Source organism: Pantoea sp. X-Soil-OKNW-556 (assembly GCF_059730695.1).
On the sequence record NZ_AP035990.1, the window covers coordinates 3,806,508 to 3,823,763 of the forward strand.

A 17,256-nucleotide genomic window follows, 5' to 3' on the forward strand; every position below is an offset into this window, starting at 1 on the left:
ATTGCGCTGTTTTTTAGCAAAAGCAACCTCTGGCAAAAAGACGCGCGATAAATCGCGCCGCTACGACTGGATTATAATCAAGCATTTACCGCCGCAGTGCTGTGGCGCGTGCGATACTGCTTCACCATCCGGCCTATCAGCAATGTGCCGATCAAACCGCACACCGCCGCGAACGACAGCCATACGCCTGGCATCGCTTTGTCACCCGTGGCGTGAATCAGATAGCTGGAGACAGCCGGGGTAAAGCCGCCAAACAGCGCGGTTGCCAGGCTATAAGCCAGCGAGAAACCGGATGCGCGTACCTCGGCTGGCATGATTTCCGCCAGATAGACCACCATCGCCCCGTTGTAGCTGGCGTAGAGGAAGGATAACCAGAGTTCAGCCACCACCAGATGGGCGAAGGTCGGCGATCCGACCAGCCAGTGCAGCACCGGCCAGGCCGTGAGGATCATCAGGATGGTAAAGGTTATCAGCAACGGACGGCGACCAATCCGGTCGGACAACGAGCCCATCACCGGCAACCAGAACAGGTTGGAAAGACCGACAAACAGCGTTACCAGAAAGCTATCTTTATCGCTCATCATCAGCACGGTTTTGCCGAATGTGGGGGTAAATGCGGTGATCATATAGAACATCACCGTGGTGGTGACCACCATCAGCATACCGGCTAACACCAGCGCCCAGTTCTGTCCCACCGAGCGCATAATCTGACGCATGGTCGGATGATGTTTACGCTGACTGAAGGCTTCAGTCTCCTCCAGCATACGGCGAATCCAGAACAGAAACGGTACGATCAGACAGCCAATGACGAACGGAATACGCCAGCCCCAGTCAGTCACCGCCTCTTTTTCCAACAGGTGGTTCAGGCCCAGTCCCAGCAGCGCCGCGAAGATAACCGCCACCTGCTGGCTGCCAGATTGCCAGCTAACGTAGAAGCCTTTACGCCCTTTCGGGGCCACCTCAGCCAGATACACAGACACGCCGCCCAATTCAACACCGGCGGAAAAACCCTGCAACAAACGACCAATAAGAATCAACACCGGTGCTGCCGCCCCAAGGGTGGCATAGCCTGGCACCACCGCAATCGTCAGCGTACCCAGCGCCATAATACCGAGGGTGACCAGCAAGCCTTTGCGGCGGCCATGATGGTCAATGTAGGCACCGAGCACAATCGCCCCTAACGGACGCATCAGGAAGCCTGCGCCAAAGGTCATCAGCGTCAGCATTAATGACGCAAACGGGTTATCACCGGGGAAAAAGGTTTTTGCAATCGCGGTCGCGTAATAACCAAACACCATGAAATCGTACATTTCAAGGAAGTTGCCGCTGGTTACGCTAAAGATAGTTCTGGCACCGCTCTGCGATGACTTTTGTAAAGAAGAAGGTGAGCTCATAGGATTTTCCAGTGTCTTCCATGCGGGGATGTCCCTTTTATCGTGACGTCTCCCTGATGAATGTGATCCAATTCACCATTGCACTTTACAAAAGCAGGGTTATACGTAACCAAACATTAACAAAGTTGATCCGCAGGATAATTGCCCGTTAATCCGCCTGATTCGTGGTTTTCCTTTTTGGTCGTCCATTACGCCCATAACAAAAAGGGCGCCCATTAGGGCGCCCTCATAACTTTCAGTGAAACTACTTCTTCACCGTTTCCATACCCATCAAGCCAATCTTCAGATATCCGGCTTCACGAAGTTGGTCCATCACCGACATCAGGGTTTCATAACTTACTGATTTGTCAGCCTGGAAGAAGATAGTGGTTTCTTTATTGCCTTCCGTCTGCGCCGTCAGCGCATTGACCAGCGTCTCTTTGGTGACCTGATCGTTGCCGATATAAACCTGGTTATCTTCTTTAATCGACAAATAAACCGGTTTTTCCGGACGCGGCTGCGGCGCACTGGTGGAAGCGGGCAGATTGACGCGAACATCCACGGTTGCCAGCGGCGCGGCCACCATAAAGATGATCAGCAGAACCAACATCACGTCGATAAACGGCGTCACGTTGATTTCATGCATTTCGCCATCGCTTTCCAGGTCGTCGTTTAAACGCATCGCCATCGCAATTACCCTACGCGCAGTTTCTGTGCGGCAGCCGGACGAGCCACTTCGTTAGTCACGTTTCCCAGGTCAAGGTCACGGCTTTGCAGCAGCAGCACCTGCGCCGCCACATCACCGAGCGACGCTTTGTAGCTGGCAATCATACGGGCAAATACGTTGTAGATGACCACGGCAGGGATTGCAGCGACCAGACCAATCGCGGTCGCCAGCAGCGCTTCCGCAATCCCAGGAGCGACCACCGCGAGGTTGGTGGTTTGCGTCTGTGCGATGCCGATAAAGCTGTTCATGATGCCCCATACCGTACCGAACAGGCCGATAAACGGAGCAACCGAACCAATGGTGGCGAGGAAACCGTTACCGCGGCCAGCATGACGGCTGAAAGCGGCAACACGGCGTTCCAGACGGAAGCTGGTACGCTCTTTAATACCATCGGTGTCTTCGACACCGGCTGAAAGTTCCAGCTCGTTCTGTGCATCGTTAAGTAACACGGCGCTGTGGCTGTTACCCTTGAAGCTGGCGGCAGTGCTGGAGGCGTCATCTAATGAACGCGCATCACTCAGGGCGAGATGTTCGCGTTTCAGTCGGCGCTTGGCTGAACTCAACTCAGCAAACTTACCAAAGAAGATTGCCCAGGTGACCACAGAGGCCATCAACAGGCCAATCATGACCACCTTTACCACGATATCGGCATGATGATACATGCCCCAAACGGAGAGATCCGTCTGCATCAAATCACTGGCTACCACGCTGCATCTCCAACTTCAATTGCATAGTTCACGATCGAGCGCCGGATCATAACAAATTAGCGGGCCGAATTGATAGTAGTTCTCATTACTATTTACAAACGAAAAGTGCGTTTTTCCACCACAGTTTCTTTCGATTGTGAGCAGGTTTTATAAATGTGACGCACCGTATAAAATTATTAAAACATCGTTTCAAAATGTGATGCATTTCATTCAATCAACATCTGCCCACTTTTTCACCACACGATTTTCATTATTCTGAGCCAGCCCTGCCTTTTAACGGTGCCGTTGCACTGTCCGATTTCGCTACCTCTTGCTGGAGCAAAAAATGACGCTGAAAAAAAGACTACTCGCAGTTTCGTTGTCCTCCATGATCGCCCTGCTGGCCTGTAATGCGCAGGCCAAAGTCCTTAAGGTGGCGGAAGTGCAGCCCGCCGGTTATCCCACCGTGGTCGCGCTGGAGCATATGGGGGAGAAACTGAAACAGGCCACCGATGGTCGTCTGGAGATGAAGGTGTATGCCGGTGGCGTGCTTGGCGATGAAGATCAAACCTTACAACAGGTTCAACTGGGCGCGATTGATATGATCCGCGTTTCGTTGGCCCCGGTGACCACCATCGCGCCGGAAACCAGCGTGCTTACCCTGCCCTTTATCTTCCGCGATGAAGATCATATGCACAAAGTGCTGGATGGTAGCGTAGGTGAGCAGATCGTCGATAAATTCAATAAAGATCCCAACACCCGCATGGTGTTTCTCGGCTGGACCGATGCCGGGACGCGCAACATGATCACCAAAAAGCCGCTGACTAAGCCTGAAGATCTGCAAGGTATGAAGATCCGCGTGCAGAACAGCGCCATCTCGCTTGCCACGCTAAAAGCAATGGGCGCTAACCCGGTAGCGATGGGCGTCAGCGAAGTGTTTAGCGCCATGCAAACCGGCGTGGTGGACGGCACTGAGAATAACCCACCGACCTTTGTCGCCCATAACTACCTGCCCGTAGCGAAGTACTACACCCTCACCGGCCACTTTATTCAGCCAGAGATGATCCTGTTCTCCAAACCGGCGTGGGATCGCCTCTCTGCTGACGATCAGGCGTTACTGAAGAAGCTGGGCAAAGAAGCTCAGGATGAGGAACGTCAGTTGTGGGCCAGCTACACCCAGCAATCGATTGAGAAAATGAAGGCCGGAGGCGTCACCTTCCAACAGATCGATCGCGACTACTTTGTCAAAGCTACCCAACCGGTACGCGATCAGTTTGGCGGCAAGTATCAGGATCTGATGACACAGATCGCCGAGGTGAAATAACCCCCCACGCCGCGCGCAGGCGTGGCGTTTCACTCAGGATCCAATTATGAACGCATATTCCCGGTGGATGGATCGGTTGTACCTGCTGTGCATGTGGGTGGCGGCGGCAGCGTTGATGATCATGGTAGCGGTCATTCCCGTCGGCATCTTTGCGCGCTATGTATTGAACAGCGCGCTCTCATGGCCAGAGCCGGTAGCCATTATCTGTATGATCATTTTTACCTTTGTCGGCGCGCCGGTCGGCCTGCGGGCCGGCACCCATATTTGTGTCTCTATGTTGACCGATCGCTTGTCACCTGGCGGCCAAAAATGGGCGCTGCTGTTGTGTAACCTGCTGTTAATCGCCTTATGTGTGGTGCTGTTCCGCGCCAGCTACAACCTGTGTGCCGCGATGTGGATTCAGCCGCTGGCCTCACTGCCCAATGTCACCTATGGCGAAATGTATTTACCGATCCCGATTGGCACCGTTTTTACCCTACTGTTTGCCCTGGAACGTCTGCTGAATGGCGACCAGAGCCAGCGCCCAATCGTCACGCTTGGCGGCACCCACTAACCTCGGAGCATCGTGATGGACGCATTCATCCTGATTGGCAGTCTGATTCTGTTGCTGTTGGTCGGCTTTCCGGTTGCTTTCGCGGTCGGGTTTAGCGCCTTTATCGGTGCCTGGTGGATTGACCTGCCGCTTGAAGCGGTGGTGATTCAGGTGACCAACGGCATCAATAAGTTTTCGTTACTCACCATCCCGTTCTTTATTCTGGCAGGCGCAATCATGGCTGAAGGCGGGATCGCCCGACGCCTGGTGAATTTTGCCTATATCTTCGTCGGCTTTATTCGTGGCGGCTTATCGCTGGTGAATATCGTCGCATCGACGTTTTTCGGTGCAATTTCCGGTTCTTCCGTGGCGGATACCGCCTCGATAGGCTCGGTAATGATCCCGCAAATGGAGGAGAAAGGTTATCCACGCGATTTTGCGGCGGCGGTGACCGCCAGCGGTTCGGTGCAGGCGGTACTGACGCCACCCAGCCATAACTCGGTGATTTATTCGCTGGCAACGGGCGGCGTGGTGACCATTTCCTCGTTGTTTGTCGCCGGTATTTTTCCCGGTCTGCTGCTCGGAGCATGTCTGATGGTGATGTGTCTGGGATTTGCGCGCAAACGTGGGTATCCCAAAGGTGAAGCGATCCCGTTTCGCCAGGCGCTGAAGATCTTCTTTGATGCCTTCTGGGGGTTGTTCACCATCGTCATTATTCTCGGCGGCATTCTGTCCGGGATTTTCACCGCCTCGGAATCTGCGGCCATTGCCTGCCTGTGGGCATTCTTCGTCACCATGTTTATCTATCGTGACTTTAAGTGGAGCCAGTTGCACATCCTGCTGTTTCGCACCATCAAAACCGTCACCATCGTGATGGTGTTGATTGCCTTCGCAGCCGGTTTTGGCGCGGTGATGACCTTTATGCAACTGCCCACCGCGATTACCGAAGCCTTTACCAGCCTGTCGGACAACAAGTACGTGATCCTGATGTGTATTAACGTGCTGCTGCTGGTGATCGGTACGCTGATGGATATGGCACCGATCATCCTGATCCTGACGCCTGTGCTGCTGCCTGTCGCTACCTCACTCGGCGTGGATCCGGTGCATTTCGGCATGATCATGATGACCAATCTCGGTATCGGCCTGATCACGCCACCTGTCGGCACCGTGTTGTTCGTTGCCAGTGCGGTCAGTAAACAGAAGATTGAACAGGTGGTCGGCGCGATGCTGCCGTTCTACTGCATGCTGTTTCTGGTGTTGATGTTAATCACGTATGTCCCGGCGCTGTCGCTGTGGCTGCCACATATCATGGGGGTGATGTAAAGGTAGGCCCGTAGCGGCGCGATTTATCGCGCAGGTTTTTCCACATCGCGCGATAAATCGCGCCGCTACGGATCACGCTTCGTCCAATGAAGGTGACTGTCTGATATTCCGTAATCAGGGGCAACGCACAGGACCGATTCGTGTTAACGTGGTGGTTTTGTGAAATGCGGCAGGAAAGGCAGTGATGGCAACGAAAAAAATAGACACCACGCTGGTCAGCGCGGGACGCAGCAAACGTTACACTCAGGGTTCAGTCAACAGCGTGATTCAGCGTGCCTCATCGCTGGTGTTTGACACCGTCGCCGATAAAAAACGCGCCACCGCCGGGCGGGCGAAAGGCGAACTGTTTTATGGCCGTCGTGGCACCCTGACACACTTTTCCCTCCAGGATGCGATGACCGAACTGGAAGGCGGTGCCGGTTGCGTGCTCTATCCTTGTGGTGCTGCTGCGGTTGCCAACGCTATTCTTTCGTTTGTCGCCGCTGGCGATCATGTACTGATGAGTGGCGCGGTCTACGAACCGACTCAGGACTTCTGTACCAAAATCCTCAGCAAACTTCAGGTCACCACCACCTTTTTTGATCACTGCATTGGCAGCGAAATCAGCGCGTTGGTGCAACCCAATACTCGCGTGGTGTTTCTGGAATCCCCGGCATCCATCACTATGGAAGTGCAGGACATCCCGGCGATTGTCGCCGCAGTGCGCAGCAAAGCCCCTGATGCCATCATCATGCTCGATAATACCTGGGCGGCGGGCGTTTTGTTTAACGCTCTGGAGCATGGCGTCGATATTTCGATCCAGGCCGGGACCAAATACCTGATCGGTCACAGCGATGCGATGATCGGCACTGCCGTCGCTAACGCCCGCTGCTGGGATCAACTGCGTGAAAATTCCTACCTGATGGGCCAGATGGTGGACGCCGATACCGCCTATATGGCGAGCCGTGGTCTGCGCACGCTGGGTACGCGTCTGCGCCAGCATGAAGAGAGTGGTTTACAGGTGGCGGAGTGGCTGGCCGCTCGCCCGGAAGTGGCGCGCGTTAACCATCCGGCGCTGGCGCAGTGCAAGGGGCATGAATTCTGGCAGCGAGATTTTACCGGCAGTAGCGGCCTGTTTTCCTTCATCCTGCATGAGAAGCTGAGCAGCGAGCAGCTGGCGCACTATCTCGACGGTTTCCACCACTTCAGCATGGCCTACTCCTGGGGCGGTTATGAGTCGCTGATCCTCGCCAATCAACCGGAAGAGCTGGCTGAGATTCGCCCGGCAGGTGGCGTCGATTTTACCGGTACGCTGGTGCGGCTACATATTGGTCTGGAACACGTTGCCGACCTGATTGAGGATCTGCAAGCCGGGTTTGAGCGCCTGAAACGCTAAAATCTTCAACAAAGCCTCAACAAGCCTGATGCCGCGTGGCAGAGATCAACGTCTGCTGCTACGCAGGCCGTTAAAATAAAATCCTTGTGACTTGATGGAATAGCAGATGGGTGTTTTACATGAGATTGTCCAGGCGCTCTGGCATCAGGATTTTGCCGCGCTGGCCAATCCGGATGTGGTGTGGATTGTCTACGGTGTGATGTTTGTGACGCTGTTTCTCGAAAACGGTTTATTGCCAGCGTCTTTTCTGCCGGGCGACAGCTTGCTGCTGCTGGCTGGGGCGATGGTTGCCAAAGGTGTGATGGACTTTGTCCCGACCATGCTGATTTTGACCACCGCGGCCAGCCTTGGCTGCTGGCTGAGCTATCTTCAGGGACGCTGGCTGGGCAACACCAAAATTGTCAAAAGCTGGCTGATGCACCTGCCAGCCCAATATCACCAACGCGCCTGGCAGTTGTTTAACCGCCACGGGTTGATGGCGCTGCTGGTGGGTCGCTTTCTGGCGTTTGTGCGTACCCTGCTGCCAACCATGGCAGGCATTTCCGGTTTGCAGAACGGTCGTTTTCAGTTTTTTAACTGGCTGAGCGGCTGGCTGTGGGTATGCATTGTGGTGGCGTTCGGCTATGGCATCAGCCAGGTGCCGTTTATCAAACGCCATGAAGATCAGGTGATGGCGATTCTGATGCTGCTGCCGGTAGTTTTGTTGTTCGTCGGGCTGGCGGGCAGCATTCTGGTGATCTGGAAAAAAAGACGCCCGAAGGCGTCATAGAAGCTGCGCGGCGTCGGCGGTGGACTCAAACACCGTCTGACGCACGCGGCTTGCCTCCTCTCCCGGCGTGACGCCGAAATAGCGCTTAAACTCGCGTGAAAATTGCGAAGGGCTTTCATAACCGACGCGTACCGCCGCGGCACTGGCACGCATCCCATCCTGTAACATCAACAGGCGCGCCTGATGCAGGCGATAGCGTTTCAGATACTGCAACGGCGAGGTTTGCGTTACGGCTTTAAAGTTGTGGTGGAACGCCGATACGCTCATGTTTACCTCTGCCGCCAGCGTCTCCACGCTAAGGTTTTCACTAAAATGACTTTCGATACGGCGCAACGCACGGGCGATCTGGCTAAATTGCGTCTGGCGGCTGATCAATGATAACAGCGCACCGCCACAAGGCCCGGTCAGCACGTAGTAGATAATTTCCCGCACGATTTGCGGCCCGAGCACACGCGCGTCACGCGGTATCCGCATCACATCCAGCAGACGCTCAGCGGCGCACAGCATCTCTTCACTGAGAAAAGCGGAATGAATGCCAGAGGTTTGCGGCTGCGGCTGAAAATCCTGATCGTCGCCAATCTCCATCAACAAATCCTGTAGGCTGGCGTTATCGACCGTCAGACACATCCCCGCCAGCGGCTCTTCTGGCGTAGCTTCGGTTTCACACTCCACTGGCAGCGGCACGGTGAGCATCAGGTATTTGGTGGCGTCATAATGGAACACCGTGCTGCCGAGATAGCCGGTTTTACGCCCCTGAAACAGAATGACAATGCCGGGCTGATACATCATCGGCGTGCGCGGCAACGGCTCGTCGGCGTAGATCAATCGCACGTTATCCAGCTGACATAGCGGCTGGCTACCAGGCTTCATCAGCGCAATCACCTGACGGGCAAGCTGACGGCAAAGCGTGTCATAAGGCATGGCATAGTCTCTCGCAGCAAAAAAGGCAGTTTGCCGCACCTCGGGCGAAAGCTCCAGCTTGCTGGAGAATCAGGCAAGATTCCGGCAGAAACAGACAGCACAAAAATGCCGCAGAGTTGCCACAATGAACCCGAGGCTAAGGTTTGTTGACTAGACTTAACCTCAGTGTTTCCGGTGAGTCACTGCGACAAATAAGGAGCAACTATGGCAGACCAACCACTGATTAAACTGCACGACGGCAATATGATGCCGCAGCTCGGGCTGGGTGTCTGGCAGGCAAGTATTGATGAAGCACGCAAAGCGGTATTAAAAGCGCTGGAGGTGGGCTATCGCTCTATCGATACGGCTTCCGCCTACAAAAACGAGGAGGCGATTGGTCAGGCGTTGCAGGAGACGGACGTGCCTCGCGAACAGGTTTTCGTCACCACCAAGCTGTGGAATGATGACCAGAAAAATGCGCAGCAGGCGCTGGAAACCAGCCTTGAAAAACTCAAACTGGATCAGGTGGATCTTTACCTGATGCACTGGCCCTGTCCGTTTAAAGATCTGTACCTGAGTGCCTGGGAACAGATGATTAAGTTGCAGCAACAGGGTCTGACCAAAAGTATTGGGGTGTGTAATTTCAACGAAGCACATCTGAAACGTCTGATGGATGAGACCGGGGTTTCCCCGGTGGTAAACCAGATAGAACTGCACCCGATGTTGCAGCAGCGCACCCTGCACGCGTGGAATGCCCTGCACCAAATCCAGACTGAATCCTGGAGTCCGCTGGCGCAAGGTGGCCAGGGGGTGTTTGATCAGGAAGTGATCAAAAGCCTTGCGAAGAAATATGGCAAAACTCCGGCGCAAATCGTTATTCGCTGGCATCTGGACAGCGGATTGGTGGTGATTCCGAAGTCTGTGACGCCGGCGCGTATTGAGGAGAACTTTAAGGTGTTTGATTTCCGGTTGGAGAAACCGGAGATCAGTGAGATCACCACGCTGGATATTGGTAAGCGGTTGGGACCAGATCCGGAGAAATTTGGCGGTTAGGTGCGAGCTATTGCCCTCACCCCGGCCCTCTCCCGCAAGCGGGAGAGGGAGGAAGTACCCGTGCACCTCTCAATCCCCTCTCCCGCTTGCGGGAGAGGGTTAGGGCGAGGGAAAGAGATTACGCCGATGGGTTAACCAATAACTGCCCCGCTGTACCGCGATCCGCCAGCTCCAGCGTTTGGCTGTAATAAACAAACGGGAAGTGATCCGACGAACTCTGCGTAAAGCTCACCAGCAATTCGACATCACCATCAACCCACACCGTATCCTTCCAGCCGCGATCTTCACCCATCGGCTGCGCGCCATTGACGCTTTTAATCAGGAACATCACGCCCTGAATATGCAGTGACTGCGGGCGGTCGGCATGCAGGATCCAGCGTTCAAAGCTGCCCTGCTGCGCGGTGGTATCAATACGCCCCATATTCCACAGCGCACCATTGATGCCCGGCATGCCATCGCCAATGCGGAATTCACGGGTACGTACCGCCGCACCATCCAGAATCTGATCCGCCAGCAGACGCATCGGCAGATTGTCCGTCACCAAAGGCAGCAAACCGGTCGGTCGCAGCGTCAACACCAGGGTGTTGGCAAGAATCGATGAAGGTTCAAACAGCCCGCGCAAACGATCCATCAGACCCGCCGCAGTGCCTGCGGTGATCGACACGACATCGCCCTGCGACATATCCACCAGCACTTCACGTCGCTCACCCGGAGCCAGCGACAGACGCTGCACCGCGACCGGCGCAGGCAAAAAGCCCTGATCGCTGGCGATCACCGTAAACGGGCGATTATCGGAGAAAGCCAGATCGTAACGACGTGAGTTAGACGCGTTCAACAGGCGCAAACGCACCCAACCGCGTGAAACCTCCACATAGGGATTTTGCACGCCATTGACCAGTAAGGTGTCGCCGAGGAAGCCGCCATCCTGCGGCGGGTCGTACACCGGGGTGGCAAAGTTGTCGAGACGCTTGTCCTGAATCACCAGCGGGAAATCATCCACACCGTAATGCTTTGGCAGCGGCAGCGTCTTGCTGACGTCATCTTCAATCAGCCACATCCCCGCCAGCCCGTTGTAGACATGCGGGGCCATACGGTTGGGGGTATTGGCGTGATACCACAGGGTCGCTGCTCCCTGACGAATTGGCAGCACGGGTGCCCAGTCAACACCCGCCGACATCATACGCGGCGCGCCACCCATCAGGGCGCCTGGCACCTGAAGACCGCTCACCGTCATCGCCACCGGCTCATTGAGACGATTGCTGTAAATCAGTTTTACGTCGTCGCCGCTGTACACACGTACCGTCGGGCCAAGATACATGCCATTGATGCCCCAAACCGGCACTTTGTTGCTGTCGCCATTGAATGACCAGTGGCTACGCTGGAGCGTGAGAAAGAGTGGCTGACCGCGGCGTGATTCAATCAACGGCGGGACCGGAAGAGGTGTATCACCAGCGGGTGCGGAAGCGGCACGCGCGGTGTATGGCATAGCGCTGGTAGCAAGCGCAACACCGGCAGAAAGCTGAATAAACTGACGTCTGCTGCAAGACATAAAACTTCAGACCCTTTGAGCGTGGCGTGAGGACGCCGTCCATTTTTTCTAATTGCTATTGCTGTGCTGTCCCCCAAGCGGGGAGATGGCACGGGGCAGATTGCCTGCCCCGTGGGAACGGTCAGATTTTACCGTTTTTTTCACGCTCGGCGACTTCGGCGTTCAATTCTTCCAGCTTTGCCGACATTAATTCGCGGCAGTGGGTCGCCAGCTTACGTACTGAACTGTCGGCAAACGCGGCAGTGTCCACCGGGGGTAACATCTCAACAATCACCAGACCGTTGTTCCAGCGATTGAGTTTGATTTTGTCATGGGTGTTGGACACCACCACCGGGATGATGGGCACCCCTGCTGCCATCGCGGCATGAAACGCACCCGTTTTAAACGGCAGCAGGCCACGCCCGCGGCTGCGCGTCCCTTCCGGGAACATCCAGAACGAAATGCGTTTCTTTTTAAACTGATCGATCAATTCACCTATGGTGCCATGTGCCTTGGCTCGATTATCACGGTCAATCAACAGGTTGCCCGCCAGCCAGTACAACTGACCAAAAAACGGGATCCACAACAGGCTTTTTTTGCCAACGGTCACCGTGGTGGGCTGCACAATTTTGGCTGCCGTGATCATGTCGAAGTTGTTCTGGTGGTTTGCGATATAAATGGCGTTGCCATAGCTCGCGGCATCGGCCGGTTTACGCAGTTCCACTTTGACACCAAACACCGATGATAAGCGACCAAACATGTGGCCAAAAGTGGCCACATGGCGCGGGTTACGCGGTGAAAACAGGCACCAAATACAACCAAACACACAGACCAGAATCGAATAGATGATTACAAAAATAGCCCGTAAAATTAGTAACATAGCTTCCTCAATAATGGCATACCCTTGCCTGCTTTATTATTTTGCAGGGTTATTCTTCACTCGCTTCGCTGTGGCGCGTTGGGGCATCCAGCTCAACACGGTCGATACGTTGCAAACCGCGTGGTAACAACGTACCACGACGACCACGATCGGCGCGGAACTTCTGCAACTCTTCGCTGCGTAGCACCAGCTTGCGCTTGCCTACATGTAAGGTAATCGCGCTGCCGGTCGGCAGAATCAGCAACCACACCAGCTTGTCACTACCCGCTGCGGCTTCTGCGGATGGGATAGAGATGATTTTGTTGCCCTTGCCTTTCGACATTTGTGGCAGCTCGCCCACCGGGAACATCAACATGCGGCCGGCCTGAGTGATCGCCAGCAACATGTCATCTTCGTGATTCACCGCCATCGGCGTCATCACTTTGGCGTTTTCCGGCAGCGTCAGCAGCGCTTTACCCGAACGGTTGCGCGACACCAGATCGGCAAAGGTACAGATAAAGCCATAACCCGCATCCGAAGCCATCAGCAATTTCTGCTCATCCGGCTCCATCAGCACCTGCTCCATCACCGCGCCCGGTGGCGGCGTCAGCTTGCCGGTTAACGGCTCGCCCTGACCACGCGCCGACGGCAGCGATGTCGGATCAAGGGTATAACTGCGGCCGGTGGAATCGATAAACGCCACCGGTTGATTGCTCTTACCTCGCGCGGCAGCCAGATAACTGTCTCCCGCTTTGTAACTCAGACCGGCTGGGTCGATATCGTGGCCCTTGGCACTACGTACCCACCCCATCTGCGACAGTACAATGGTGACCGGCTCGGCGCTCACCAGCTCTGTTTCGCTCAGCGCTTTGGCTTCTTCACGCTCACGCAGCGGTGAACGACGATCGTCGCCGTAGGTCTGGCTGTCAGCCTGCAACTCTTTCTTCAGCAGGTTGCTCATCTTGCGCTCAGAGGCGAGGATCGCCTGCAACTGATCGCGCTCTTTTTCCAGCTCTGCCTGCTCACCGCGAATCTTCATCTCTTCGAGTTTAGCGAGGTGGCGCAGTTTTAATTCCAGAATCGCTTCGGCCTGCGTCTCGCTGATATCAAAGCGCGACATCAGCACCGCTTTCGGCTCGTCCTCGGTACGGATGATGTGGATCACTTCATCAATATTGAGGAACGCCACCAACAAACCTTCAAGGATATGCAGGCGACGCAACACGCGTTCCAGGCGGTAGTTCAGACGGCGGGTGACGGTATCGCGACGATACACCAGCCATTCAGAGATAATTTCCAGCAGGTTTTTCACCGCCGGACGGTTATCCAGCCCGATCATGTTCAGGTTAACGCGGTAGCTTTTTTCCAGATCGGTGGTGGCAAACAGGTGGTTCATCACCTGATCCAGATCGACACGGTTAGAGCGTGGCACAATCACCAGACGGGTCGGGTTCTCGTGATCGGATTCGTCACGCAGATCCTCCACCATTGGCAGCTTTTTATTGCGCATCTGTGCAGCAATCTGCTCCAGCACGCGCGCCCCCGAAACCTGATGCGGCAGCGCGGTGATGACCACTTCACCCTCTTCTTTTTTCCACACCGCGCGCTGGCGGATGGAACCGCGACCGTTCTGGTAAATCTTACGAATCTCATCACGCGGGGTGATGATCTCGGCTTCGGTCGGGAAATCCGGTCCGTGCACGATATCCAGCAGTTCATCCAGCGTGGTGTTTGGCTTCTCGATCAGGGTGATCGCGGCCTGCGCCACTTCGCGAATGTTATGCGGCGGGATGTCGGTCGCCATACCTACGGCGATGCCGGTGGTGCCGTTCAGCAGGATGTTCGGCAGACGCGCCGGTAACATCTTCGGTTCCTGCAAGGTGCCGTCAAAGTTGGGGATAAAATCCGACGTACCCTGGCCCAGCTCACTCAGCAGGATTTCGGCATATTTGGACAGGCGCGATTCGGTATAACGCATCGCGGCGAACGATTTCGGATCATCCGGCGCACCCCAGTTGCCCTGACCGTCCACCAGCGGATAGCGGTAAGAGAACGGCTGTGCCATCAGCACCATCGCTTCATAACAGGCGCTGTCACCGTGCGGATGGTATTTACCCAACACGTCACCCACGGTACGTGCTGATTTCTTAAATTTGGCGCTGGCGTTCAGACCCAGCTCAGACATCGCGTAGACAATACGGCGCTGTACCGGCTTGAGGCCGTCACCGATATAGGGCAGCGCACGGTCCATGATCACGTACATGGAATAGTTCAGGTACGCGTTCTCTGTAAATTTGTGCAGGGCAAGACGCTCTGCACCATCCTGCGTCAATTCGCTCATTAAGCTTGCATCCTCACTTCGTGGCCCACGGCGGCGGGACATCCGGCGGTCGTTTGGCGAGGATAGTACCTTATTCCCGTGGCTTAGTCACAGGGGAAGCCATCTCTGACATCAGGAATCATGGTTGGAAAATAAATGTGAGGCAGATTAAAAAAACAAAATAGAATGCGATCAGGATCACAATGAATAATTCCAACGCGCTGTGATCACGATCCCAATTAATTTTCAGATAATCCAATTCGTATTAATCCTGTCCTCTTCGGAGGACAACATTTAGTATTGTTGCTTTCCCCGTCCTTTTCTAAATTCATACTCCATAAGAAAGATTTTTTGCGCTCCTGATTTCTGGCATCTGGAAAATATAAAAAACAACCTGACGGGAAACTGTTTTGCCAAAATAAAGGTGAACGAATGCAAATACTGACTTCGCGACAACACCGATTAGTGAAACTGCTGTTGCAGCAGGCCGCGCCGCAACCCCTGAAGCAACTGGCGCAACAGCTCGGCGTATCCGAAAAAACCATCTACCGTGACCTGCAATGGCTGGAAAACTGGCTGAACAACTGGGCAATGGTGTTGGAGAAAACCCCTGGCCGCGGCGTACGCTTGCGGGTTGATGATGTTCAGCAACGCCTGCAACTGGAACAACAACTGAATGGCGATGACAACAGCGAAGCGCTGAGCCACAACAGCCGTCGGGTAAAAATTGCCTCCCAGTTGCTGAGTGATGCACCACGCGAAACCTCTATCAGTAAGTTGTCCGAACGTTATTTTATCAGCCATGCCTCCATTGTTAATGACCTGAAGGTGATTGAAGAGTGGCTGCAACCGTTGGGATTGACGCTGGCGCGCGGCCCAGGCGGCACCCATATCGAGGGCAACGAACAGACGCTGCGTCAGGCGATGGTGTCGCTGATTAATGATGTGATGCAGCAAAACGTCGCCGGAACGCCCTTGCTGCCACGGCTTGATCCCGGCAGCCAGCAGGCACTGGTCCATTATTTTGGCGATGAGGATGTGGCCTTTGTCCAGGCGCTGCTGCAACAGATGGAGCAGCAACTGAGTTACCCGCTGGGCGATGCCTGGTATCTCAATCTGTGCACCCACATTTTGATCATGATGCACCGTATGGCACAGGGGAACGTACTGGCGTTGCAGACCATGCTGGCGGCGCAGGATCTTGATAAGCGTATCCTGACCATCGCCCGACAGATGGTTACGCAGATTGAGGCACGTATCGGTTGTGCGCTACCCGCCGATGAAGTCGGTTTTATTTATCAATATATCGTCTCATCCGGCATTGTGGTGGAGGAACGTGGCGACCATGCGCCAATGCATAACCAATTTTCCACGGCGGAGTCGGTTAAAATAACCTGTGAATTAATTGATCGCTTCTCGGCCTTTATTCAGCAGGATTTATCTCAGGACCGTTTATTATTTGACGGGTTACTGGTGCATATTAAGCCTTTATTAAATCGCCTTAAATATCACATCCATATTCGTAATCCATTGCTGGATGATATTCAGCAGGAAATGAAAGAAATATTTTCACTGACACAACAGGCAATGCAATTGACAGCGCGCACGTTCGATCTCTCGCCAGTCGCCGATGACGAAATAGGTTACCTTTGCGTCCATTTTCAGGCCGCGCTGGAACGGCAAATTGCCCATAAACGCATTCTGGTGGTGTGCTCCAGCGGAGTGGGTACGTCGCATTTGCTGAAAAGTCGCATCCTGCGCGCCTTCCCGGACTGGGAAATCGCAGGCGTGGTATCAGCCAGCAACCACGAGGCATTTTGTCAGCGCGAAACGGTGGATTTGGTGATTACCACGATTCACCTCAGCAGCGGGGCCATCCCCAGCGTGTATGTCAGTGCATTTTTTAACGATGACGATATCCGGCGGGTTACCGACGCCATGATTGGCAGCCAGCTGCCACAGGGGACGCGCTGCGTCCTGGCTGAACATTAATTGAATGAGGTCTGACTGATGGATATTTCTCGCATTCTGACGCCGCGCCGCGTCAATCTGGCCCTGACTGCCACCAGCAAAGAAGAAGTGATCAACGAGCTGACCGAGCTGCTGTATCAGGACGGCGCCATCAGCGATCGCGAGGCATTTATCGCCGATGTCTGGCTGCGCGAAGCGGAAGGCTCAACCGGATTTGAAAACCATATCGCCATCCCGCACGGCAAGTCTGCCGCCGTGCGGCAAACGACCTTAGCCATTGGCCGCACCCAGCAGGATATTCCCTGGGAAACGCTCGATGGCAGCCAGGTGCGCTGCATCATCCTGTTCGCGGTGCGACTGGAAGATCAGAACACCACCCACATTCGCCTGTTGTCGCAGGTGGCCAGCGCGCTGGCCGATGATGAGGTGATTGCCCAACTGCTGGCGGAAAACGACCCCAGCAATATCATCCGGCTGTTTAGTCAGTACGCCGAAACCGACCTCTGTTAACCCTAC

At 54.7% G+C, this 17,256-nt stretch carries 15 protein-coding genes; 8 read left to right on the forward strand and 7 right to left on the reverse strand.

All coding sequences use genetic code 11. From position 1 onward, the window contains the following. Positions 1-77: 77 nt before the first annotated feature. The 3 genes from AC6I8T_RS17665 to exbB form a co-directional block, all read right to left on the reverse strand. Positions 78-1,394, reverse strand: coding sequence for an MFS transporter (locus tag AC6I8T_RS17665; RefSeq protein ID WP_208723600.1), 1,317 nt, complete (start codon positions 1,392-1,394; stop codon positions 78-80). Positions 1,395-1,638: 244 nt separating this feature from the next. After that, positions 1,639-2,061, reverse strand: coding sequence for a TonB system transport protein ExbD (gene exbD, locus AC6I8T_RS17670; RefSeq protein ID WP_021183429.1), 423 nt, complete (start codon positions 2,059-2,061; stop codon positions 1,639-1,641). A gap of 5 nt (positions 2,062-2,066) precedes the next feature. Beyond that, positions 2,067-2,789: a tol-pal system-associated acyl-CoA thioesterase gene (exbB, locus tag AC6I8T_RS17675; protein WP_208725544.1), complete on the reverse strand. Its 723-nt coding sequence runs from the start codon at positions 2,787-2,789 to the stop codon at positions 2,067-2,069. Between the two features lie 343 nt (positions 2,790-3,132). On the opposite strand from exbB, the gene AC6I8T_RS17680 reads away from it, so the two are divergent. The 5 genes from AC6I8T_RS17680 (at position 3,133) to AC6I8T_RS17700 (ending at position 8,109) form a co-directional block, all read left to right on the forward strand. Then, complete coding sequence (locus AC6I8T_RS17680) at positions 3,133-4,110, forward strand: TRAP transporter substrate-binding protein (protein ID WP_208723599.1); 978 nt, start codon at positions 3,133-3,135, stop codon at positions 4,108-4,110. A gap of 46 nt (positions 4,111-4,156) precedes the next feature. Continuing rightward, positions 4,157-4,663 carry a TRAP transporter small permease gene (locus AC6I8T_RS17685; protein ID WP_021183432.1) on the forward strand — a complete coding sequence of 169 codons (507 nt, stop codon included), beginning with the start codon at positions 4,157-4,159 and terminating at the stop codon, positions 4,661-4,663. A gap of 15 nt (positions 4,664-4,678) precedes the next feature. After that, positions 4,679-5,965 (forward strand): TRAP transporter large permease, encoded by a 1,287-nt coding sequence (locus tag AC6I8T_RS17690; protein WP_208723598.1) that lies wholly within the window; start codon positions 4,679-4,681, stop codon positions 5,963-5,965. A gap of 184 nt (positions 5,966-6,149) precedes the next feature. Then, positions 6,150-7,340 (forward strand): cystathionine beta-lyase, encoded by a 1,191-nt coding sequence (gene metC / locus AC6I8T_RS17695; protein ID WP_208723597.1) that lies wholly within the window; start codon positions 6,150-6,152, stop codon positions 7,338-7,340. A gap of 106 nt (positions 7,341-7,446) precedes the next feature. Beyond that, positions 7,447-8,109: a DedA family protein gene (locus AC6I8T_RS17700; RefSeq protein WP_013510509.1), complete on the forward strand. Its 663-nt coding sequence runs from the start codon at positions 7,447-7,449 to the stop codon at positions 8,107-8,109. On the opposite strand, the gene AC6I8T_RS17705 is transcribed toward AC6I8T_RS17700, so the two are convergent. Next, entirely contained in the window at positions 8,104-9,030 is a 927-nt protein-coding gene (locus AC6I8T_RS17705; protein ID WP_497834192.1) for an AraC family transcriptional regulator, read from the reverse strand. The two genes, AC6I8T_RS17700 and AC6I8T_RS17705, sit on opposite strands and share 6 nt — an antisense overlap. A gap of 204 nt (positions 9,031-9,234) precedes the next feature. Between AC6I8T_RS17705 and dkgA the strand changes: the two genes are divergently transcribed. After that, the gene (dkgA, locus tag AC6I8T_RS17710) at positions 9,235-10,062 is read left to right on the forward strand and encodes a 2,5-didehydrogluconate reductase DkgA (protein ID WP_021183437.1); all 828 of its coding nucleotides are present in this window, start codon (positions 9,235-9,237) and stop codon (positions 10,060-10,062) included. Between the two features lie 118 nt (positions 10,063-10,180). Here the strand turns inward: dkgA and ftsP are convergent, their stop codons facing one another. The 3 genes from ftsP to parC all read right to left on the reverse strand — a co-directional run bounded on the left by ftsP (position 10,181) and on the right by parC (position 14,790). Further along, positions 10,181-11,611, reverse strand: coding sequence for a cell division protein FtsP (ftsP, locus tag AC6I8T_RS17715; protein WP_021183438.1), 1,431 nt, complete (start codon positions 11,609-11,611; stop codon positions 10,181-10,183). Between the two features lie 121 nt (positions 11,612-11,732). After that, positions 11,733-12,470, reverse strand: coding sequence for a 1-acylglycerol-3-phosphate O-acyltransferase (locus AC6I8T_RS17720; protein WP_021183439.1), 738 nt, complete (start codon positions 12,468-12,470; stop codon positions 11,733-11,735). Between the two features lie 49 nt (positions 12,471-12,519). Next, positions 12,520-14,790: a DNA topoisomerase IV subunit A gene (parC, locus tag AC6I8T_RS17725; RefSeq protein WP_021183440.1), complete on the reverse strand. Its 2,271-nt coding sequence runs from the start codon at positions 14,788-14,790 to the stop codon at positions 12,520-12,522. A 411-nt stretch (positions 14,791-15,201) separates the two neighbouring features. Between parC and AC6I8T_RS17730 the strand changes: the two genes are divergently transcribed. Continuing rightward, complete coding sequence (locus tag AC6I8T_RS17730; RefSeq protein WP_208723596.1) at positions 15,202-16,761, forward strand: BglG family transcription antiterminator; 1,560 nt, start codon at positions 15,202-15,204, stop codon at positions 16,759-16,761. Between the two features lie 18 nt (positions 16,762-16,779). Beyond that, the gene (locus tag AC6I8T_RS17735) at positions 16,780-17,250 is read left to right on the forward strand and encodes a PTS sugar transporter subunit IIA (RefSeq protein ID WP_021183443.1); all 471 of its coding nucleotides are present in this window, start codon (positions 16,780-16,782) and stop codon (positions 17,248-17,250) included. Positions 17,251-17,256 lie beyond the last annotated feature (6 nt).